This window comes from Ramlibacter sp. G4-7, assembly GCF_057784995.1.
In genome coordinates this window covers 1-19,481 of sequence record NZ_JBYNTT010000030.1, presented here as the reverse complement: position 1 = coordinate 19,481, position 19,481 = coordinate 1, and the positions used below count along the sequence as shown (strand labels likewise).

General features: G+C 68.8%; 18 protein-coding genes and 1 tRNA gene. 18 read left to right on the top strand and 1 reads right to left on the bottom strand.

The genetic code is table 11. From position 1 onward, the window contains the following. Positions 1–27: 27 nt before the first annotated feature. Complete coding sequence (locus tag AC3EGR_RS24785; protein ID WP_488549201.1) at positions 28–936, bottom strand: DMT family transporter; 909 nt, start codon at positions 934–936, stop codon at positions 28–30. Positions 937–967: 31 nt separating this feature from the next. Here AC3EGR_RS24785 and AC3EGR_RS24780 point away from each other — a divergent pair, with 31 nt between their 5' ends. From AC3EGR_RS24780 to AC3EGR_RS24695, 18 genes are all read left to right on the top strand, one after another. Further along, a complete protein-coding gene (locus AC3EGR_RS24780; RefSeq protein WP_488549200.1) occupies positions 968–1,369 on the top strand; it encodes a gamma-glutamylcyclotransferase family protein in 402 nt (133 codons plus the stop codon). Positions 1,370–1,609: 240 nt separating this feature from the next. After that, on the top strand, positions 1,610–2,947 hold the full coding sequence (gene aceA / locus AC3EGR_RS24775; RefSeq protein WP_488549199.1) for an isocitrate lyase: 1,338 nt from the start codon (positions 1,610–1,612) through the stop codon (positions 2,945–2,947). 111 nt (positions 2,948–3,058) lie between these two features. Continuing rightward, entirely contained in the window at positions 3,059–3,259 is a 201-nt protein-coding gene (locus AC3EGR_RS24770) for a hypothetical protein (protein WP_488549198.1), read from the top strand. A 193-nt stretch (positions 3,260–3,452) separates the two neighbouring features. Next, entirely contained in the window at positions 3,453–5,360 is a 1,908-nt protein-coding gene (gene thrS / locus AC3EGR_RS24765) for a threonine--tRNA ligase (protein ID WP_488549197.1), read from the top strand. Positions 5,361–5,429: 69 nt separating this feature from the next. Further along, entirely contained in the window at positions 5,430–6,044 is a 615-nt protein-coding gene (gene infC, locus AC3EGR_RS24760; protein ID WP_488549196.1) for a translation initiation factor IF-3, read from the top strand. Between the two features lie 176 nt (positions 6,045–6,220). After that, positions 6,221–6,424 carry a 50S ribosomal protein L35 gene (gene rpmI / locus AC3EGR_RS24755; protein WP_196985175.1) on the top strand — a complete coding sequence of 68 codons (204 nt, stop codon included), beginning with the start codon at positions 6,221–6,223 and terminating at the stop codon, positions 6,422–6,424. A gap of 24 nt (positions 6,425–6,448) precedes the next feature. Beyond that, positions 6,449–6,808 carry a 50S ribosomal protein L20 gene (gene rplT, locus AC3EGR_RS24750; RefSeq protein WP_171557186.1) on the top strand — a complete coding sequence of 120 codons (360 nt, stop codon included), beginning with the start codon at positions 6,449–6,451 and terminating at the stop codon, positions 6,806–6,808. Positions 6,809–6,905: 97 nt separating this feature from the next. Next, complete coding sequence (gene pheS, locus AC3EGR_RS24745) at positions 6,906–7,964, top strand: phenylalanine--tRNA ligase subunit alpha (protein ID WP_488549195.1); 1,059 nt, start codon at positions 6,906–6,908, stop codon at positions 7,962–7,964. A 127-nt stretch (positions 7,965–8,091) separates the two neighbouring features. Further along, positions 8,092–10,509: a phenylalanine--tRNA ligase subunit beta gene (gene pheT / locus AC3EGR_RS24740; RefSeq protein ID WP_488549194.1), complete on the top strand. Its 2,418-nt coding sequence runs from the start codon at positions 8,092–8,094 to the stop codon at positions 10,507–10,509. Positions 10,510–10,563: 54 nt separating this feature from the next. Then, positions 10,564–10,899, top strand: a complete 336-nt coding sequence (locus AC3EGR_RS24735) for an integration host factor subunit alpha (protein ID WP_488549216.1) — start codon at positions 10,564–10,566, stop codon at positions 10,897–10,899. Positions 10,900–11,056: 157 nt separating this feature from the next. Next, a complete protein-coding gene (locus AC3EGR_RS24730) occupies positions 11,057–11,509 on the top strand; it encodes a MerR family transcriptional regulator (RefSeq protein WP_488549193.1) in 453 nt (150 codons plus the stop codon). Between the two features lie 84 nt (positions 11,510–11,593). Next, a tRNA-Pro gene (locus tag AC3EGR_RS24725) sits at positions 11,594–11,670 on the top strand. Positions 11,671–11,931: 261 nt separating this feature from the next. Continuing rightward, the gene (locus AC3EGR_RS24720) at positions 11,932–12,465 is read left to right on the top strand and encodes a DsbA family protein (protein WP_488549192.1); all 534 of its coding nucleotides are present in this window, start codon (positions 11,932–11,934) and stop codon (positions 12,463–12,465) included. Between the two features lie 11 nt (positions 12,466–12,476). Then, positions 12,477–12,890 carry an Hsp20/alpha crystallin family protein gene (locus AC3EGR_RS24715; RefSeq protein WP_488549191.1) on the top strand — a complete coding sequence of 138 codons (414 nt, stop codon included), beginning with the start codon at positions 12,477–12,479 and terminating at the stop codon, positions 12,888–12,890. A 94-nt stretch (positions 12,891–12,984) separates the two neighbouring features. Then, positions 12,985–15,345, top strand: a complete 2,361-nt coding sequence (gene lon, locus AC3EGR_RS24710; RefSeq protein ID WP_488549190.1) for an endopeptidase La — start codon at positions 12,985–12,987, stop codon at positions 15,343–15,345. 262 nt (positions 15,346–15,607) lie between these two features. Beyond that, a complete protein-coding gene (locus tag AC3EGR_RS24705) occupies positions 15,608–16,498 on the top strand; it encodes an adenylate/guanylate cyclase domain-containing protein (RefSeq protein ID WP_488549189.1) in 891 nt (296 codons plus the stop codon). Positions 16,499–16,500: 2 nt separating this feature from the next. Next, positions 16,501–17,583 carry a type VI secretion system-associated FHA domain protein gene (locus tag AC3EGR_RS24700; RefSeq protein ID WP_488549188.1) on the top strand — a complete coding sequence of 361 codons (1,083 nt, stop codon included), beginning with the start codon at positions 16,501–16,503 and terminating at the stop codon, positions 17,581–17,583. Between the two features lie 64 nt (positions 17,584–17,647). Continuing rightward, positions 17,648–19,481 (top strand): serine/threonine-protein kinase (locus tag AC3EGR_RS24695; protein ID WP_488549187.1); only part of this gene is annotated, 1,834 nt, incomplete at its 3' end.

Sequence of the window (19,481 nt, the reverse complement as noted above, 5' to 3'; positions counted from 1 at the left end):
CCGCGCGGCAGCCGCGCAAGGCACGCGCTAGCGCCTGCGCGGTGCCGTCGCGAGCACCACGCCCACGAGCGCCGAGGCGAACGCGATCAGCTGCACGCCCACGAGCGACTCTCCCAGCACCAGCACGCCCACCAGCGCGGCGGAAACGGGCAGCATGGCCGTGAACACGCCCGCTTGCGCCGCCGGCACCACCTTGAGTCCCGTCATCCACAGCCACACCGTCCACACGCTGGCGGCCAGCGCGTAGAACAGCAGCAGCAGCCAGGCGCCCGGTGCCACGGCACCGAAGTCGAAGCGCAGGGCCGCGTACAGGCCGAAGGGCGTCACCAGCGCGAAGCCCCAGAGGTTGATGAGGGAGGTGATGCGCTTGGGCCCCAGCACGCCCGTGAGCGCCTTGCCGATCACTGCGTACGAGGCTTCGCAGACGACCGCACCGAGCACCAACAGGTTGCCCAGCCACGCCCGGCTGGCGTCCTGCGTGCCGCCGGGCGCATGGGCCGGCTGCGCGAACGCGAGCAGGGCGATGCCGGCGGCGGCGCAGGCGATGGCCGTCCACGTGCGCCCGGAGATGCGCTCGTGCAGGAACAGCCAGCTCAGGAGCGCCACCGTGGCCGGGATGGCGGCCATGATCACGCCCGCCGACACGGCGCTGGTCAGGCTGACGCCGAACAGCATGCACAGCGAGAACAGGAAGTTGCCCAGGAAGGACTCGAGGAACAGCAGGCGCCGGGTTCGGGCCGTCAGCGGCGGCTCGTTGGCGGGCTTGCGCAGCCAGTGCAGCATGGCCAGGCCGCCGATGCCGAACCGCAGCCACGCGAGCAGGAAGACCGGAAAGGCTGCGGCGAGCGGCTTGGACAGGGCCACGTAGCTGCCGACCAGGGACATGCTGAGGGCAAGGCACGCATAGGCCAGGGGCCGGCTCGGGACGAGGCTCATCGACAATGGCGGGCGCAAAAAACGAAGGATCATGCCCCAAGCCCCCGAACGCCATGTCTTCGTCTACGGCACGCTGCGCCGCGGCGGCCGCAACGACATCAACCGGCTGCGGCCGGCGCCGGAGTACGTGGGCATGGGCGAGGTGCGGGGCGTCCTGTACCACATCGACTGGTACCCGGGGCTCACCCTCGGCGGCGAGGAGGCGGTGACGGTCGTGGGCGAGGTGTACCGCATCAGCCCGCAGCTCGAAGCGGTGCTCGATGCGATCGAGCAGATCGTGCCGGGGGCGGACAGCGAGTACTTCAAGCGCGAAGTCGCCATCGCGGTGCAGGGCGCCACGATCGACTGCCTGGTGTACGAGATCAATCCGGCGCACGCCAAGGGCCGGCAGGTGATCGGCCATGGCGACTGGATCGTCTTTCACACATCGTGAAATTCGTTTCACATTGCGGGATGGAGGCCTTGGTGCGCCGCCGCAAATTTTCTCAATACAAGAAAGCCTGTGCCGCATTGCGAAACGACGGGCGTAAGTAGCTGATATTCCTAAGAAAAATATTTAGTCTTATATAAGACACAAGAGCCCCACGAAGTCTTGTACAAGACTTAAAGTCCTCTCCATCGCGGCGCGCTTTGGCGCCGCCCCGGTTTCGGCATCAACCCAATGGAGAAAACCATGAGCAACTGGACCCACCTGACCCGCGAACAGCAGATCGCGCAGCTCGAAAAGGATTGGGCGGAGAACCCGCGCTGGAAGGGCATCAAGCGCGGCTACAGCGCCGCCGACGTGGTGAAGCTGCGCGGCTCGCTGGCGATCGAGCACACGCTGGCTCGCCGCGGCGCCGAGAAGCTGTGGAGCCTGCTGAACACGGAGCCCTTCGTGAACACGCTCGGCGCGCTCACCGGCAACCAGGCCATGCAGCAGGTCAAGGCCGGCCTCAAGGGCATCTACCTCTCCGGCTGGCAGGTCGCCGGCGACGCCAACAGCAACGGCGAGATGTACCCCGACCAGTCGCTGTACTCGGTGGACTCGGTGCCCAAGGTGGTCAAGAAGATCAACAACACCTTCGCCCGCGCCGACCAGATCCAGTGGAGCGAAGGCAAGGGCCCCGGTGACGAGGGCTACGTCGACTACTTCGCGCCCATCGTGGCCGACGCGGAAGCGGGCTTCGGCGGCGTGCTCAACGCCTTCGAGCTGATGAAGTCCATGATCGACGCGGGCGCCGCCGGCGTGCACTTCGAGGACCAGCTGGCCTCCGTCAAGAAGTGCGGCCACATGGGCGGCAAGGTGCTGGTGCCCACGCGCGAGGCGGTGGCCAAGCTGGTCGCGGCGCGCCTGGCCGCCGACGTGATGGGCACGCCCACCATCCTGCTGGCGCGCACCGATGCGGAGGCCGCGGACCTGGTCACCAGCGACGTCGACCCGATCGACCAGCCTTTCTGCACCGGCGAGCGCACGGTCGAAGGCTTCTACCGCACGCGCAAGGGCTTTGACCAGGCGGTCAGCCGCGGCCTGGCCTACGCCGAAGTCGCCGACCTGATCTGGTGCGAGACCGGCACGCCCGACCTGAAGTTCGCCAAGGACTTCGCCGACGCGATCCACGCGAAGTTCCCCGGCAAGCTGCTGGCCTACAACTGCTCGCCGTCCTTCAACTGGAAGAAGAACCTGGACGACGCCACCATCGCCAAGTTCCAGAAGGAGCTGGGCGCCATGGGCTACAAGTTCCAGTTCATCACGCTGGCGGGCTTCCACAGCCTGAACTACTCGATGTTCGAGCTGGCCTACGGCTACGCGCGCAACAACATGAGCGCCTTCGTCGAGCTGCAGCAGAAGGAGTTCAATGCCGCCGACAAGGGCTTCACCGCGGTGAAGCACCAGCGCGAGGTGGGCACGGGCTACTTCGACGCGGTGACCACCACGATCGAAGCCAACGCCTCGACCGCGGCCCTGAAGGGCTCGACCGAAGACGAGCAGTTCTTCGACGAGCACCAGGCCCAGCGCAAGGCGGCCTGACGCGCCGTCCCCACAGCCAGGCGCCAGGAGCCCGCGGCCGCGTGCCGCGGGCTTTGTTTTTGCGGGGCTCGTCAGTACAGTCGAGCCATCTGCCGCAGGGGAGGAAAGGCCATGGCTTCTTCGAACGGGGAAACGACGGGCGTCTTCAACATGGAGAGCATGAGCGGGGGCAAGCCCTGCCCGGACTGCGACGGGGCCGGCCGCCTGCGCTACGACAGCGAGAACATCAACGAGAAGTTCGAGGTCGAGAAGCAGACGGTCATCGTCGAGTGCGCGCGCTGCCTCGGCACGGGCCACGTGCCGGCGGGTTAGAATCGCGCCACGGTCCCGCCAAGGGCCGGCAACAAGGGCGAGAAAGGCATCATGGTTATGACACCGCGAACTACCCCGGAAGGTTCCACGGCCCGCTAGCGGCCGGGTAGTCGCGCCTCCACGAGCTCCATCGTCCAGGAAAAAAGCGCGGCTGCTGCCGCGCTTTTTTCATTTCCGGACAGATGTGCCCACCATGATCAACGTCACGCTTCCCGACGGCTCGCAACGCCAGTATCCCGCTCCCCTCTCGGTCGCCGAGGTGGCCGCCTCCATAGGCGCCGGCCTGGCCAAGGCGGCCATCGCCGGCAAGGTCGATGGCAAGGTGGTGGACACCGCCTACCGCATCGATCGCGACGCCAAGGTGGCCATCATCACGGCCAAGGACCCGGAAGGCCTGGACGTGATCCGCCACTCGACGGCCCACCTGCTCGCGTATGCGGTCAAGCAGCTGTATCCCGAGGCGCAGGTGACCATCGGCCCGGTGATCGACAACGGCTTCTACTACGACTTCTCGTACAAGCGTCCCTTCACGCCCGAGGACCTGGCGGCCATCGAGAAGCGCATGGGCGAGCTGGCGGCGAAGGACGAGCCGGTGACCCGCCGCGTGCTGCCGCGCGACGAAGCGGTGCAGCACTTCAAGGACATCGGCGAGCACTACAAGGCCGAGATCATCGGCAGCATCCCGGCCGGCGAGGACGTGTCCCTGTACGCCGAAGGCGGCTTCGAGGACCTGTGCCGCGGCCCGCACGTGCCCAGCACGGGCAAGCTCAGGCACTTCAAGCTCATGAAGGTGGCCGGCGCCTACTGGCGCGGCGACCACCGCAACGAGATGCTGCAGCGCGTGTACGGCACGGCCTGGGCCAGCAAGGAGGAACTGCAGCAGTACCTGACCATGCTGGAGGAAGCCGAGAAGCGCGACCACCGCAAGCTCGGCCGCGAGCTGGACCTGTTCCACATCGACGACGTCGCCCCCGGCGTGGTGTTCTGGCATCCCAAGGGCTGGGCCATCTGGCAGGCCGTGGAGCAGTACATGCGCCAGGTCTACCGGGACACCGGCTACCAGGAGGTCAAGGGCCCGCAGATCCTGGACAAGAGCCTGTGGGAGAAGACCGGCCACTGGCAGAACTACCGCGAGAACATGTTCACGACGGAGTCGGAAAAGCGCGAGTACGCGCTCAAGCCGATGAACTGCCCCGGCCACGTGCTGATCTTCAAGTCGCAGCTGCGCAGCTACCGCGACCTGCCGCTGCGCTTCGGCGAGTTCGGGCAGTGCCACCGCAACGAGCCCTCCGGGGCGCTGCACGGGATCATGCGCGTGCGCGGCTTCACGCAGGACGACGGCCACGCCTTCGTCACGGAGGACCAGATCCTGCAGGAGTGCGTGGACTACACGGCCAAGCTGCAGCAGGTCTACCGCGACTTCGGCTTCACCGACATCCTGTACAAGGTCGCGACCCGGCCCGAGAACCGCGTCGGCTCCGACGAGCTCTGGGACAAGGCCGAACACGCCTGCATGGAGGCGCTGCGCCGCTCCGGCGTGGAATTCGTCGTCTCGCCGGGCGACGGCGCGTTCTACGGCCCGAAGATCGAATACACGCTCAAGGACGCCCTGGGCCGGCACTGGCAGTGCGGCACGATGCAGGTGGACTTCAACACCGCGGAGCGCCTGGGCGCGGAATATGTCACGGAGTCCAGCGGCCGCGCCCACCCGGTGATGCTGCACCGGGCGATCGTGGGCAGCCTGGAGCGCTTCATCGGCATGCTGATCGAGCACCATGCCGGGGCGCTGCCTGCCTGGCTGGCGCCGGTGCAGGCCGTGGTCCTGAACATCACGGACGGCCAGGACGGTTACGCCCGTGACATCGCCAAAGCACTGGGAAATCAGGGGCTGCGCGTGGAGACCGATCTGCGCAACGAGAAGATCACGTATAAAATACGGGAGCACTCGCTGCAAAAGCCGCCTTATCTCCTCGTCGTCGGCGACAAGGAGAAGGCGGCTGGTGCCGTCGCCGTGCGCGCCCGGGGCAACAAGGACCTTGGCGTGATGAGCCTGGACGAGTTCTCCCGCAGGATCGCCGAGGACATCGCCGGAAAGCGCTGAAATTGCCTGCCGGCCTTGCGTACGTTGACGGTGTTGCTACAGGTACTGTAGCTGTTTTGAATTGAAGGATTGACGACCATCGCTACTGAATTTCGTGACCGCCGCCACCGCGAGGAACGCAAGCACCGCCTGAACCGGGAAATCATGGCCCCGGAAGTCCGCCTGAGCGGACCCAACAACGAGCCCCTGGGCATCGTGAGCCTGCAGGACGCCCTGCGAATGGCAGGCGAGCAGGACGTGGACCTGGTGGAAATTGCCGCCACTGCCAATCCGCCGGTCTGCCGGCTGATGGACTACGGCAAGTTCAAGTACCAGGAACAGAAGAAGGCCGCGGAAGCGAAGGCGAAGCAGACGGTCATCGAGATCAAGGAAGTGAAGTTCCGCCCCGGAACGGATGACGGCGACTACAACATCAAGTTGCGCAACATCCGCAAGTTCCTGGCGGAAGGCGACAAGTGCAAGATCACGCTGCGCTTCCGGGGGCGCGAGATCACGCACCAGGAAATCGGCATGGCGCTGCTGCAGCGGCTGCGGGACGACCTCGGGGACACCATCCTCGTCGAGCAGTTCCCGAAGCTCGAAGGCCGCCAGATGATCATGATGATCGCGCCCGGCAAGAAGAAGCCGGCGCCGGCCAAGCCGGCGGGCGAAGCTGCTCCGGCAGCGACGACCACGACGTCTTAAGACAGTTCAAAGCCATCACGGTTGGTCGCCGCGGTGGCGGTGAGGGGAAGGCTTTCGGGCCGACCCGCGAGCGGCGAGTCACCGGACTTGCCGCTCGAAAAAAAGTGGCTCGGGGCCATCAAGGCACGGGAGTTTTCCCGCGACGCCTCACGAGCACAAGGTAGAAGGAGCATTCAATGCCCAAGATGAAGACCAAGAGCGGAGCGAAAAAGCGCTTCCGCGTGCGTCCCGGCGGGACGGTCAAGCGTGGCCAGGCTTTCAAGCGCCACATCCTGACCAAGAAGAGCACCAAGAACAAGCGCCACCTGCGCGGCCCGACTGCCGTCCATGAGACCAATATGGGTCACATGGCGCAGATGCTGCCGTTCGCAGGCCTGTAACCCACCGACCCAAGGAGAACACACATGCCTCGAGTCAAACGTGGTGTAACGGCGCGCGCGCGTCACAAGAAGGTCCTCGCCCTCGCCAAGGGCTTCCGCGGCCGCCGCGGCAACGTCTTCCGCATCGCCAAGGAAGCGGTGATGAAGGCGGGGCAGTACGCCTACCGCGACCGCCGCGCCAAGAAGCGCGTCTTCCGCCAGCTGTGGATCGCCCGTATCAACGCCGCCGCGCGTGCGAACGGCCTGACCTACAGCCAGTTCGCCAACGGGATCCGCAAGGCCGGCATCGACATCGACCGCAAGGTCCTCGCCGATATCGCCTACCACGACCCCGCGGCGTTCACCGGCATCGTGAACCAGGTGAAGGCCAAGCTGGCTGCCTGAGTTTCGCGGTGGCCGCCGCCACTCCCGTGACCGGCGGCTGATGCAAACCCACATGGACAGGGCTAGGGCTGCGAAGCGCTAGCCCTGTTTTTTTCGCATGACCCAAGAATTCGATTCGATCGTCGCCAGCGCGCGCGAGGCCTTCGGCAAGGCCGCCACTCCGGCGGACCTGGAGAACGCCAAGGCGCATTTCGTCGGCAAGTCCGGCCGCATCACCGAGCTGATGAAGGGCCTGGCCACGCTGTCCGTGGAAGAGAAGAAGACGCGCGGCGCGGCGATCAACCAGGCCAAGCAGGCGATCGAGGCCGCACTGGGCGAGCGCCGTCAGTCGCTCGCCGATGCGGAGCTGGAAGCGCAGCTGCAGGCCGAGGCGCTGGACGTCTCGCTGCCGGGCCGCGTGCGCGAGCCCGGGGGCCTGCACCCGGTGTCGCTCACCATGGAGCGCATCGAGCTGATCTTCGCCAGCATGGGCTTCGACGTGGCCGACGGCCCCGAGGTGGAGAGCGACTGGCACAGCTTCACGTCCCTGAACAACCCGCCCAACCACCCGGCCCGCTCGATGCAGGACACGTTCTACGTGGACATCGACGGCGACGACGGCATCCCCTACAACCTGCGGCCGCACACCAGCCCGATGCAGGTGCGCTACGCCCACCAGCACATCAAGCGCTACGCCGAGGCGGTGCAGCGCGGCGAGCCCATGCCGGAGATCCGCGTGATCGCGCCCGGCCGCACCTACCGCGTCGACAGCGACGCGACCCACTCGCCGATGTTCCACCAGTGCGAAGGCCTGTGGCTGGGCGAGAACGTGAGCTTCAAGGACCTGAAGGTCGTCTTCACCGACTTCTGCCGCACCTTTTTCGAGAGCGAGGACCTGGCGCTGCGCTTCCGTCCCAGCTTCTTCCCGTTCACGGAGCCTTCGGCCGAGATCGACATCCAGTTCCAGAGCGGGCCGCTGGCCGGCCGCTGGCTGGAGGTGGCCGGCTCCGGCCAGGTGCACCCGGCGGTGGTGCGCAACATGGGGCTGGACCCCGAGAAGCACATCGGCTTCGCCTTCGGCATGGGCCCGGACCGCCTGACCATGCTGCGCTATGGCGTCAGCGACCTGCGCCTGTTCTTCGACGGCGACATCCGCTTCCTGCGCCAGTTCAGATAATGGCTCCCCCCCGAAGCGCCTTCGGCGCCTCCCCCTCGAGGGGGCGCCCCCAGCGGCCCGGCAAAGCCGGTTCCGCGGCGGCACGCGAGGGGAACCGCTCGCGCCCTGAATCCTAGAGACACACGACATGCAATTCCCAGAGTCCTGGCTGCGCGCGTTCTGCAACCCGCCGCTGTCCACGCCAGAGATCGCCGACGTGCTCACCATGGGTGGGCTGGAGGTCGAGGACCTGCGGCCGCTGGCGCCGCCCTTCACCAAGGTCGTCGTCGGCGAGATCAAGGAAGCCGTGCAGCACCCCAACGCCGACCGCCTGCGTGTATGCCAGGTGGACGTGGGGCAGGGCGCGCTGCTCAACATCGTGTGCGGCGCGCCCAACGCGCGCGTGGGCATCCGCGTGCCCACCGCGCTGGTCGGCGCCGAACTGCCGCCGGGCGAGGACGGCAAGCCCTTCGCGATCAAGCTGGGCAAGCTGCGCGGCGTCGAGAGCCAGGGCATGCTGTGCTCGGCGCGCGAGCTGCACCTGAGCGAGGACCACGGCGGCCTGCTGGAGCTGGCCGCCGACGCGCCCGTCGGCCAGGACATCCGCGCGGTGCTGAACCTCGACGACCACGTGTTCACGCTCAAGCTCACGCCCAACCTGGCGCATGCGCTGTCCGTCTACGGCGTGGCGCGCGAGCTGTCGGCCCTGACCGGGGCGCCGCTGATCGAGCCGAAGTTCGCGCCCGTTGCGGTCACGCACGACCAGAAGCTGCGGGTGAAGGTCGACGCCCCCGACCTGTGCGGCCGCTTCTCCGGCCGCGTCATCCGCAACGTGAACACCAAGGCGAAGACGCCGCAGTGGATGGTCGACCGGCTCGCGGGCTGCGGCCAGCGCAGCGTGACCGCGCTCGTGGACATCTCCAACTACGTGATGTTCGAGTTCGGCCGGCCGTCCCACATCTTCGACCTCGACAAGATCCACGGCGGCCTGCACGTGCGCTGGGGCCGGCCGGGCGAATCGCTCAAGCTCCTGAACGGCAACACCATCGCGGTGGACGAGAAGGTCGGCGTGATCGCCGACGACAGGCAGGTGGAATCGCTCGCCGGCATCATGGGCGGCGATGCCACCGCGGTGTCCGACGACACGCGGAACGTCTACGTCGAGGCCGCCTTCTGGTGGCCGGAGGCCGTGCAGGGGCGCTCGCGCCGCTTCAACTTCTCCACCGACGCGGGCCACCGCTTCGAGCGCGGCGTCGACCCCAGCCTCACGGTCGAACACATCGAGCACATCACGCGCCTGATCCTCGAGGTCTGCGGCGGCGAGGCCGGGCCGATGGACGACCAGGTGCTCAAGCTGCCCGAGCGCAAGCCGGTGACGCTGCGCGTGGCGCGGGCCGCCAAGGTGATCGGCATGCCCATCACCGAGCAGCAGTGCCTGGACGCGTTCGCGCGCCTGCGACTGCCGGCCAGGGCCGAGCAGGGCGTCATCACCGTGACGCCGCCGCCGTACCGCTTCGACCTCGCGATCGAGGAAGACCTGATCGAGGAGGTGGTGCGCATCGTCGGCTACCGGCAGCTGCCCACCACGCCGCCGCTGGCACCCATCACCGCCAAGCTGCCGCCGGAGGCGCGCCGCAGCCGCTTCGCGGTGCGCCGCCTGCTCGCGGCGCTCGGGTACCAGGAGACCATCAACTTCAGCTTCGTCGAGGCGCACTGGGAGCAGGACCTGGCCGGCAACGCCGACCCGATCAAGCTGCTGAACCCGATCGCCAGCCAGATGGGCGTGATGCGCTCTTCGCTCCTGGGCTCGCTGCTGCAGGTGCTGAAGTTCAACCTCGATCGCAAGGCCGAACGCGTGCGCGTGTTCGAGCTCGGCCGGGTGTTCGTGCGTGACGCCGCCGTGCAGACCACCGACACCACCGTGCGCGGCGTGCGCCAGCCGATGAAGGTCGCGGGCCTGGCCTACGGTTCGCCCGACGGGCTGCAGTGGGGCCGCAAGTCCACGGCGGTGGACTTCTACGACATGAAGGGCGACGTGCAGGCGCTGCTCGCGCCGCTGCAGGCGGAGTTCGCGCCGGCCGCCCATCCCGCCATGCACCCCGGGCGCTGCGCGGCGATCCGCGTCGATGGCCAGGACGTCGGCGTGGTGGGCGAACTGCACCCGCGCTGGCGCCAGAAGTGGGAGCTGCCGCACACGCCGCTGCTGTTCGAGATCGACCTGGATGCCGTCACCGCGCGCGCGGTGCCCGCCTTCCAGGCCGTGCCGCGCTTCCAGCCCGCCGAACGCGACATCGCCGTCATCGTGGGCGAGAAGGTCACGCACGACCAGCTGCTCGCCGCCATCCGCTCGGCGGACACCGGCGGCCTGCTGCGTGACGCATTCCTCTTCGACGTCTACAAGCCGCAGCAGGCGACGGCCGGCCTGGCCCTGCACGAGAAGAGCCTCGCCGTTCGCTTGACGCTCGCGCGCAGCGACGCGACACTGACCGACGAGCAGATCGATGCGGCCGTGCGCTCGGTGGTGGAGCGGGTCACCGCGCAACTCGGCGGCCGCCTGAGAGGATAGGAGACCATGGCCGACCTCGCGACAAGAACAACGGCGCTCAAGCAAGAGGACATCATGGAGTTTGCAGTCGAGAGCCTCGAGACGCCCGCGCTGACCAAGGCGCAGCTGGCCGAACTGCTGTTCGAGCAGATCGGGCTCAACAAGCGCGAGTCCAAGGACATGATCGACGCCTTCTTCGACCTGGTTTCCGCCAGCCTCGTGGACGGCCAGGACGTGAAGATCTCGGGCTTCGGCAACTTCCAGATCCGCACCAAGGCGCCCCGGCCAGGCCGCAACCCGCGCACGGGCGAGGCCATCCCGATCGAGGCGCGGCGCGTGGTGACCTTCCACGCGAGCCACAAGCTCAAGGAACAGATCCAGGGCAATGGCGGCGGCGCGGACGCAGGCTGAGCCTTTCGCATGGAGTGGGCGGCGTTGGTCCGACCCCACGCCGGACGCCGGACGTCGTACGCTCGAGCCCGGCGCAACGCCGATCGCGCGGCCCCGCTTTGCATCCGCGGCCACTTAGAGTAACCTCGAAGCTTTCTCGCCTAGTACATTGATTTCAATGGAGAAAGGCCTTCCGGCTATCCCCGCCAAGCGCTACTTCACCATCGGTGAGGTCAGCGAGCTCTGTGGCGTCAAGCCCCACGTGCTACGGTATTGGGAGCAGGAGTTCACGCAACTCCGGCCCATGAAGCGGCGCGGCAACCGGCGCTATTACCAGCACCACGAGGTGCTGATGATCCGGCGCATCCGCGACCTGCTGTACGACCAGGGCTTCACCATCAGCGGCGCGCGCAACAAACTGCAGGAGATCGTGCAGGGCGAGCGCGACAAGCGCCGCGCCGGCGAGGTGATGCTCGATGGCGTGGAGGTCATCGAGGTCGAGGAGTCCAGCTTCGGCGAGAGCCAGTTCGAGGACGTGCCGCCGGACGAGCGCGAGGCGATCACGTACAAGCTGCAGCAGCTCAGGCGCGAGCTGTTCGAGATCCGCGACCTCCTCAGCGCCGTCCACTGACGCGGCTGCAGCCGTCAGCTTTCGCCAGCGAATTGTCGGGGCGGGGCGAAAGAGCCTTTCCCGGCCAGCTATAATTGCCGGCTTCGGCGTGTAGCGCAGCCTGGTAGCGCACTTGCATGGGGTGCAAGGGGTCGCGAGTTCGAATCCCGCCACGCCGACCAACGATACGAAAGCCCGGTACCTGAAAAGGTCCGGGCTTTTTGCTGGCTGGGCCGGGGGCGCAGACGGCCCGGACTCATCGCGCAGCCAGCCAGACAAGCACGAAGCCGACCACGGCGGCGGCGATGCCCAGTGCGAACAGCAGATGGGGTGCGGCGCCCGACCCGGACCGCGCGTGCCGGGGCTCCAAGTGGCAGCCGCCCGCCGCCATGGACAGCAGGAAACCGAAAAAAACGCGGGCGCTGTGCGGCTACCTTCGGTGCATGAACAATCTCACCGTTCCCATCGACGAGCGCGACCATCTGCGCGGTTCACCGGACGCACCGGTGGTGCTGGTCGAATACGCCGATTTCGAGTGCCCGTACTGCGGTGCGGCCTACGGGGTCGTGAAGAAGCTGGAGCGGGACCTGCCGGACATGCTGGCCGTCGTGTTCCGCCAGTTTCCGCTGGTCAACGTCCATCCGCACGCGCAGCTCGCGGCCGAGGCCGCGGAAGCGGCCGGGGCCCAGGGCCGGTTCTGGAAGATGCACGACCTGCTCTTCGAGCACCAGGACGCACTGGCGCCCGCCGACCTGGTGAAGTACGCCACCGCGCTGCGCCTGGACCTCAAGCGCTTCGCCGGCGACCTCTCCGGCCACACGTTCCTGCCCAAGATCCAGGACGACATGAAGGGCGGACTGGAAAGCGGGGTCAAGGGAACGCCGACCTTCTTCATCAACGGCGTGCTCCACCGGGGCGGGTACGACGAGGCATCCCTGCTCGCCGCGATCATGCAGGTCGTGGCGGGCGCCTCCTGAGTTCCGCCCCCATGGCGCGCGAAAGGGATTCCAGCGGCTGGATGTGGGCGCAGGCCTGCGAGCTGATGGACGAGGCCGAACGGCTGCACCGCCAGTTCTTCCGTCCCGCGGCGGTGCAGCAGGCCCAGGTGGTCTGGGAGCCGCCGGTGGACCTGTTCGAAAACGAGCGCGAGATCGTCCTGGTGGTCGCCATGCCGGGCGTGAGCGCCGAACGCATCCAGGTGATCGGCGAGCCCGGCGCCATCGTCGTGCGCGGAACACGCCCGCTGCCCCTGGTGCCCGGCCTGTCGGTGCGGCGGCTGGAGATCCCGTACGGCGTCTTCGAGCGCCGCATCCTCCTGCCCTCCCGCGGCCTGGAGCTCGAGCCGCCCGAAGTGGAGCAGGGCTGCCTGATCGTGCGCCTGCGCAAGGTGGGAGGAACATGAGCGCCGCCCGGCCGCCCGAAGGCGCTCAGCCCCCTCCGCCTCCGGCGGCGGGAGGAGCCGCCCGCGTGCGGGCAATCCTGGGGGAGCTTGCGCTATGAGCGAAGCGCCGCGCGCGATCCCTCCGGACGCGCTCATCATCCTGCCGGTGCGCAACGTCGTGCTGTTCCCGGGCACGCTGCAGCCGCTGGCGCTCGGCCGCCCGGGCTCGCAGGCGGCGACGCAGGAGGCGGTCCGGCTGGAGCAGCCGGTGGGCGTGCTGCTGCAGAACAAGCCCGAGGTCGAGGATCCCTCTCCCGAGGACCTGCATTGGGTGGGCGCCAGCGCCGCGGTGCTGCGCTACGTCACCACGCCCGAGGGCGTGCACCACGCCATCGTCAAGGGACTGCGGCGCTTCCGCGCGCTGCAGTTCCTGGAGGGCTATCCCTTCCTGGGGGCGCGCGTCGAATACGTCGAGGAGACCGCCAAACCCGACGCCGAAGTCCAGGGACGCGCGCTGGCCCTCAAGCAGCAGGCGCTGCAGGCGCTGCAGCTGCTGCCGCAGGTGCCCATGGAAACGGTGGCCGGCATCCAGGGCCTGGAAGAGCCCGGACAGATCGCCGACGTGGTGGCCAGCGTGCTGGACATCCCCATCACCGACAAGCAGGATCTGCTGGAGACCTTCGACCTGAAGCTGCGGCTGGAGCGGCTGCTGGAAAAGCTGGCGCACCGCATCGAGGTGCTGAAGGTCCAGCGCGACGTGAGCGAGCGCACGCGCGAGTCCATCGGCGACGTCAACCGCAAGCACCTGCTGCGCGAGCAGATGCGCACCATCCAGAAGGAGCTGGGCGACGGCGACGACGAGGAGGCGGCGGAGATCCAGGAACTGGAGCGCGCGATCGCCGACGCGGGCATGCCGCCCGAAGTCGACGAGGCCGCGCGCAAGGAGCTCAAGCGGCTGCAGCGCATGAGCGATGCGGCGGGCGAAGCCTCGATCATCCGTACCTACCTGGACTCGCTGGTCGGCCTGCCCTGGAAGTCCGAACCCGAGCCGCAGGTCGACCTCGGCGAGGCCAGGCGCATCCTGGACGAGGACCATTTCGGCCTGGAGAAGATCAAGAAGCGCATCCTCGAATACCTGGCGGTGCGCAAGCTCAATCCCTCCGGGCGCAGCCCCATCCTGTGCTTCGTCGGGCCGCCCGGCGTGGGCAAGACCTCGCTCGGGCAGAGCATCGCCAAGGCCACCGGGCGCAAGTTCGTCCGCGTCAGCCTGGGCGGCGTGCACGACGAATCCGAGATCCGCGGCCACCGGCGCACCTACGTGGGCGCCATGCCGGGCAACATCATCCAGGGCATCCGCAAGGCGGGCACGCGCAACTGCGTGATGATGCTCGACGAGATCGACAAGCTGGGCGCAGGCGGCTTCCACGGCGACCCGGCGGCGGCGCTGCTCGAGGTGCTGGACCCGGAGCAGAACGGCACCTTCCGCGACGCCTATCTCGGCGTGCCCTTCGACCTGTCGAAAGTGATGTTCGTGTGCACGGCGAACGTGCTCGACACCATTCCGGGGCCGCTGCGCGACCGGATGGAGGTGGTGCACCTGCCCGGGTACACCACGCGCGAGAAGCTGGAGATCGCGCGCCGCTACCTCGTGCGGCGCCAGCTGGAAGCGACCGGCCTGGACGCCGGGCAATGCACGATCAGCGACGGCGCGCTGCTGGCCATCATCGAGGGCTACACGCGCGAAGCCGGGGTGCGCAACCTCGAGCGCGAGATCGGCAACGTGCTGCGCAGCGCGGCGCTGCGCATCGCCGAGGGCCAGGCGGACAAGATGGCCGTCGATGCGCCCGACCTGGAGGCGATCCTGGGGCCCAGGCGCTTCGAGCCCGAACTGAAGATGCGCGCGGGCCTCCCCGGCGTGGCGACCGGCCTGGCCTGGACGCCGGTGGGCGGCGACATCCTGTTCATCGAGGCCGCGCAGACGCCGGGCAGCAACCGCCTGATCCTCACCGGCCAGCTCGGGGACGTGATGAAGGAGAGCGCGCAGACCGCGCTGACGCTGGTCAAGGCGCGCGCGGACAAGCTCGGCATCGCGCCCGGCGCGTTCGACAAGACCGACATCCACATCCACGTGCCGGCCGGCGCGACGCCCAAGGACGGCCCGAGCGCGGGCGTGGCGATGTGCGTCGCGCTGACCTCGCTGCTCACGTGCCGGCCCGCCCGGGCCGACGTGGCAATGACCGGGGAGATCAGCCTGCGCGGGCTGGCGCTGCCCATCGGCGGGGTCAAGGAGAAGGTGCTGGCGGCGCTGCGGGCCGGCATCCGCACCGTGATGCTGCCGGCGCGCAACCGGCGCGACCTGGAGGACATCCCCGCCGATGCACGTGCCGGGCTCACCTTCGTGTGGCTGGAGACGGTGGACGACGCGCTGGAGGTGGCGCTGGCGCCGGAGCCGGAGCCGCAGTTGCAGGAGGCGTGAGAGCGCCGCGCGTGCTTGCCTTTTGCTGCCGAGTTCATGCGTTGCCGGCCAGCCGCCGGCGCCTTGATCGAGGGCGCCGGCAGCTGTCGCATGCGACATCCTTGCGACAAGTTGCTTGACGGGTGGAAAAAACAACACTAATGGCGCAGGGCGCCGCGGCTTCGGGTCCCGCCGCGCCGACCACGACACGGAAAGCCGGTCGGTCCTTCACGGACCGGCCGGCTTCTTCGTTTGTGCAAGCGCCGTTGCATAATCGTCGCGCATGGCCTCCGTCGTATTCGCTGACCTGGTTGGGAGCACGGGCATCTTCGAGCGGCTCGGCGACGAGACCGCCGGGCGCTTCGTCACCCAGCTGACCACGGCGCTGGCCAAGATCTTCGAGCAGCACCACGGGCGCGTCGTGAAGCTGCTCGGCGACGGCCTGTTCGTGGTCTTCTCCAGCGAGCAGCAGGCCCTCACCGCCTGCATCGCCATCCAGGAGCGGCTGCAGCAGCAGCCCGTGCGCCCCGGCGGCACCGGCCGTCCCGTGCAGATGCAGATGGGCATCGAGTCGGGCGAGGTCGTGGAAATCCAGGGCGATTGCTATGGCGACGCGGTCAACAGCGCCGCGCGCCTGGCGGACCTCGCGGGTGCCGACCAGATCCTGGCCACCCAGCGCGTGCGCGAGGCACTGCCGCCGGAACTGCAGGAGAAGCTGCGCGGCCTCGGCCCCATGTACCTGCGCGGCAAGGCCGAAGTGACCGAGGTGTACCGCGTGGAGTGGCAGCAGGATCGCGACGCCGAGGCGACCGTCATGGGCGCGTCCATGTTCGGCCAGCCGGCCGAAGCGCACATGGAACTGTCCATCGCGGGGCAGAGCCGCCTGCTGCAGCAGCGCGGCGAACTGGTCACCATCGGCCGTTCCGCCGCCGCGGACCTCAACGTGAACGACTCGCGCGTGTCGCGCGCGCACGCCACGGTGGAGTGGCGCGGCGGCCATTTCGTGCTGACCGACGCTTCGAGCTTCGGCACCTGGGTGTACTTCGGCAACCATCCGGAGCCGGTGGTGCTGCGCCGCACGGAGTGCTACCTGGTGGGCATGGGGCAGATCTCGCTGGGCTGCGACCGCAACGCCGAGGCCGCACCGATCGCCAGTTTCTCCATCCTCAGCTAGCGATGGCGCTGGACCTGCACATCTCCGGCCCCGGGCTGGATGCCCACCGGCGGCTGGAAGCGGGTGACCCGCCCCTGGTCCTCGGGCGCGATGCCGATTGCGCCGTGTGCCTGCCGGACCCGGAGCGCAACGTGTCGCGCCGCCACCTGAGCGTCTGGAACGAGGGCGAGCTGCTGCACTTCCACGTGCTTTCGGTCGTCAACGGCGTGGACCTGGCCGAAGGCGAGCTGCCCCCCGGCTCGCGCGGCGTGCTGGGCCCGGGCGAGGTGATGGGCGTGTCGGCGTACCGGCTGGTGGTGGCGCCGGCGCGTTCGGGGGCGGGCGGGGACCCGTGGACCGAATTCGAACGCGTCGCGGCGCAACTCCCGCCCGGCGCGGACGAGACCCTGCCTGCGGTGGATGCCGACGATCCTTTCGGCGACTGGGGCTTCCAGAGCACTTTCGGCCCGGGCAGTCCCGGCGGCGGCCTGCGTGCCGAAGACATGCTGCCCGCGACCGACCTGGAGCCCTTCATGCGCGGACTCGGCGCCGGCACGCCGCGCAGCTTCACCCAGGGCGAACTCGAAGCCGTCGGCCGCGTCACGCGCATTGCCCTGCAAGGCCTGCTGCAGGCCTCGCATGCGGCGGCGGCGTCGCGGCACGACGTGCGGTTTCGCGATGGCACCAGGACGGAGGCCCGCGAGACCAACCCGCTGCGGCTGGAAGGCCCCCTGGAGGACAAGCTCTCCTACGTCCTGGGCGAACAGGCCGCCACGGCCGGCGCGCTGCCCCCGGACCGCGCCCTGGCCCAGGTCGCCACCGAGCTCCTCGCGCACGAGCAGGCGGTGGCGCAGGCGCTGGAGGAGGCGGTGCGCGCGATCGTGAAGGACTTCGCACCCGACGCGATCAAGGCACGCCTGGTGGGAAGCGGTGCCCGCCTGTTCGGATCGGCGCGTGCATGGGACGCTTTCTGCCGCGATTACGCCGAGCGGCAGTCTGGCGGCGATGAGTGGGTGCGGGGCCTCCTGGAGCGGCATTTCGCCCCTGCGTATGCCCGCGCGCTCCTGCGTGCGAAACGCACAACGGGTCGTAACGAAGCCTCCTGAACTCAACCTTGTAAAGAGGGGCGAGGGCTAGAATGGGTTTCCACGTGTATCCCATTGGGCAGATGTGACTCTCAAGAAGCTGGGACGGTACGAAGTCCTCCGGGTCCTCGGCAAGGGTGCCATGGGCGTGGTGTACGAAGGCCGTGATCCCAACCTGGACCGCCGCGTCGCCATCAAGACCGTCAAGGTCGAGAACCTCTCCGAGGAAGCGGCCGCCGAGTACGAGCACCGCTTCCGCACCGAAGCGCGCTCGGCCGCGCGCCTGCAGCATCCCAACATCGTCAGCGTCTACGACTCCGACCGCGACGGCGATGTCGCCTTCCTGGTCATGGAGTACATCCAGGGCGACGACCTCAAGCACCACCTCGACCGGGGCGTGCGCTACTCGCTGGAGCAGTCGCTCAAGATCATCCGCGACCTGCTCAGTGCCCTGGACTACGCGCACAAGCAGGGCATCGTCCACCGCGACATCAAGCCCGCCAACCTGCTGATCGAACCGGGCGGGCGCGTGAAGCTCACCGACTTCGGCGTCGCGCGCATCCAGGACTCGGGCGAGGCCACGCGCACCCAGGGCAGCATGGTGGGCACGCTCAAGTACATGGCCCCCGAGCAGGTGCAGGGGCAGAAGATCGATTCGCGGGCCGACCTGTTCTCGGTCGGCGTGGTGCTGTACCAGCTGCTCACGGACAAGCGTCCCTTCGACGGCGACAACGACTTCTCGATCATCCACCAGATCATCGGCCACCACCCGCCGCCGCCCAGCTCGGCCAACCCGCGCCTGCCCTCGGCGCTGGACGCCGTGGTGGCGCGGGCGCTGGCCAAGACGCGCGAGGAGCGCTTCGCCACCGCGCGTGACTTCGCCGTGGCCTTGCAGGCCGCGATCCGGCGGGCGGAAGACCAGACCGTGGTGCCGCCCTTGAACCCGAACCGCAAGCAGGAGCAGGGCTCGCGTCCGCTCACGCGTCCCGGCACGGTGCCGCCGCAGCCCGGCCTGGGCACGGCCCCGTCGATCGGCGGCGCCACCTCCGTCACGCAGGAACTCGAGCTCGTCTACTGGAAGGACGTCAAGGACTCCACCGACGCCGAGGAGCTGCAGGGCTTTCTCGACAAGTTCCCGGACGGCATCTACGGCGACCTCGCGCGGCGCAAGTTGCGCAAGCTCGTGGGCGGCGATTCCACGACCGTGCTCGGAGGCGGCGGCGGCCAGCCCGCGCCCAGCCGGCCCGGCACGCCCACCGCCGGCGCCTTGCCGGGCATGGGCAGCACCTTCGCCACCCAGTTCCCGGACAACGAGGCCACGCGCCTGCGCACGGACGTGTCCCGGCCCGCCATGGGCGCGGAGCTGTCGCAGCCGCGTCCCGCCCACTGGGTGCAGGAAGAGTTCACCAGCACCGTGGCGCAGCCGGCCCCCAGCGCCGCGGTGCTGCAGGCAGCGCAGGCCTCCGCAGGTGGGCAGGCAGCCCAGAGTCCCGCCGCTGCGCCGGCCAGCCCGGGGCCCGAAGCGGCGCCGCCGTCGCCCGCGCCAGCGAGTGTCGGCAAGGCGGCCACGCTGTCCAGCGCAGCCGCCGCGGCCTCGTATGCGGCCGCCGTCGGAGCCGCCTTGTCGTCGGGCAGCCGCGCTGCTGGAACTTCGGATCCCTCGACGCCGGAATCGGAATTCCCGCCCACCGACATCATGCCGCCGGCGCTCCCGGCGGCGGCCGCGAGTGCGCGCCGCGTCGACGACGACACCGAGAGCCTGCCGCCCGCACCGCGGAAGAAGGCGCCCGTGGCCGTGCTGGCGGGCGTGGCCACCCTGGCCGTCGCCGGCGTGCTGGCCCTGGTGCTGCTGCGCGGCAAGGGGCCGGAGGCACCGCCGCCGGCCGACGTGCCCGTCCTCGCGACCGGTGCCGGCGCGG

Excerpts from the sequence above, each read along its gene's own strand:
- AC3EGR_RS24785 (WP_488549201.1), bottom strand. The coding sequence starts at position 936 with ATGAGCCTCGTCCCGAGCCGGCCCCTGGCCTATGCGTGCCTTGCCCTC.
- AC3EGR_RS24780 (WP_488549200.1), top strand. The coding sequence starts at position 968 with ATGCCCCAAGCCCCCGAACGCCATGTCTTCGTCTACGGCACGCTGCGC.
- aceA (WP_488549199.1), top strand. The coding sequence starts at position 1,610 with ATGAGCAACTGGACCCACCTGACCCGCGAACAGCAGATCGCGCAGCTC.
- AC3EGR_RS24770 (WP_488549198.1), top strand. The coding sequence starts at position 3,059 with ATGGCTTCTTCGAACGGGGAAACGACGGGCGTCTTCAACATGGAGAGC.
- thrS (WP_488549197.1), top strand. The coding sequence starts at position 3,453 with ATGATCAACGTCACGCTTCCCGACGGCTCGCAACGCCAGTATCCCGCT.
- rpmI (WP_196985175.1), top strand. The coding sequence starts at position 6,221 with ATGCCCAAGATGAAGACCAAGAGCGGAGCGAAAAAGCGCTTCCGCGTG.
- rplT (WP_171557186.1), top strand. The coding sequence starts at position 6,449 with ATGCCTCGAGTCAAACGTGGTGTAACGGCGCGCGCGCGTCACAAGAAG.
- pheS (WP_488549195.1), top strand. The coding sequence starts at position 6,906 with ATGACCCAAGAATTCGATTCGATCGTCGCCAGCGCGCGCGAGGCCTTC.
- pheT (WP_488549194.1), top strand. The coding sequence starts at position 8,092 with ATGCAATTCCCAGAGTCCTGGCTGCGCGCGTTCTGCAACCCGCCGCTG.
- AC3EGR_RS24735 (WP_488549216.1), top strand. The coding sequence starts at position 10,564 with ATGGAGTTTGCAGTCGAGAGCCTCGAGACGCCCGCGCTGACCAAGGCG.
- AC3EGR_RS24730 (WP_488549193.1), top strand. The coding sequence starts at position 11,057 with ATGGAGAAAGGCCTTCCGGCTATCCCCGCCAAGCGCTACTTCACCATC.
- AC3EGR_RS24720 (WP_488549192.1), top strand. The coding sequence starts at position 11,932 with ATGAACAATCTCACCGTTCCCATCGACGAGCGCGACCATCTGCGCGGT.
- AC3EGR_RS24715 (WP_488549191.1), top strand. The coding sequence starts at position 12,477 with ATGGCGCGCGAAAGGGATTCCAGCGGCTGGATGTGGGCGCAGGCCTGC.
- lon (WP_488549190.1), top strand. The coding sequence starts at position 12,985 with ATGAGCGAAGCGCCGCGCGCGATCCCTCCGGACGCGCTCATCATCCTG.
- AC3EGR_RS24705 (WP_488549189.1), top strand. The coding sequence starts at position 15,608 with ATGGCCTCCGTCGTATTCGCTGACCTGGTTGGGAGCACGGGCATCTTC.
- AC3EGR_RS24700 (WP_488549188.1), top strand. The coding sequence starts at position 16,501 with ATGGCGCTGGACCTGCACATCTCCGGCCCCGGGCTGGATGCCCACCGG.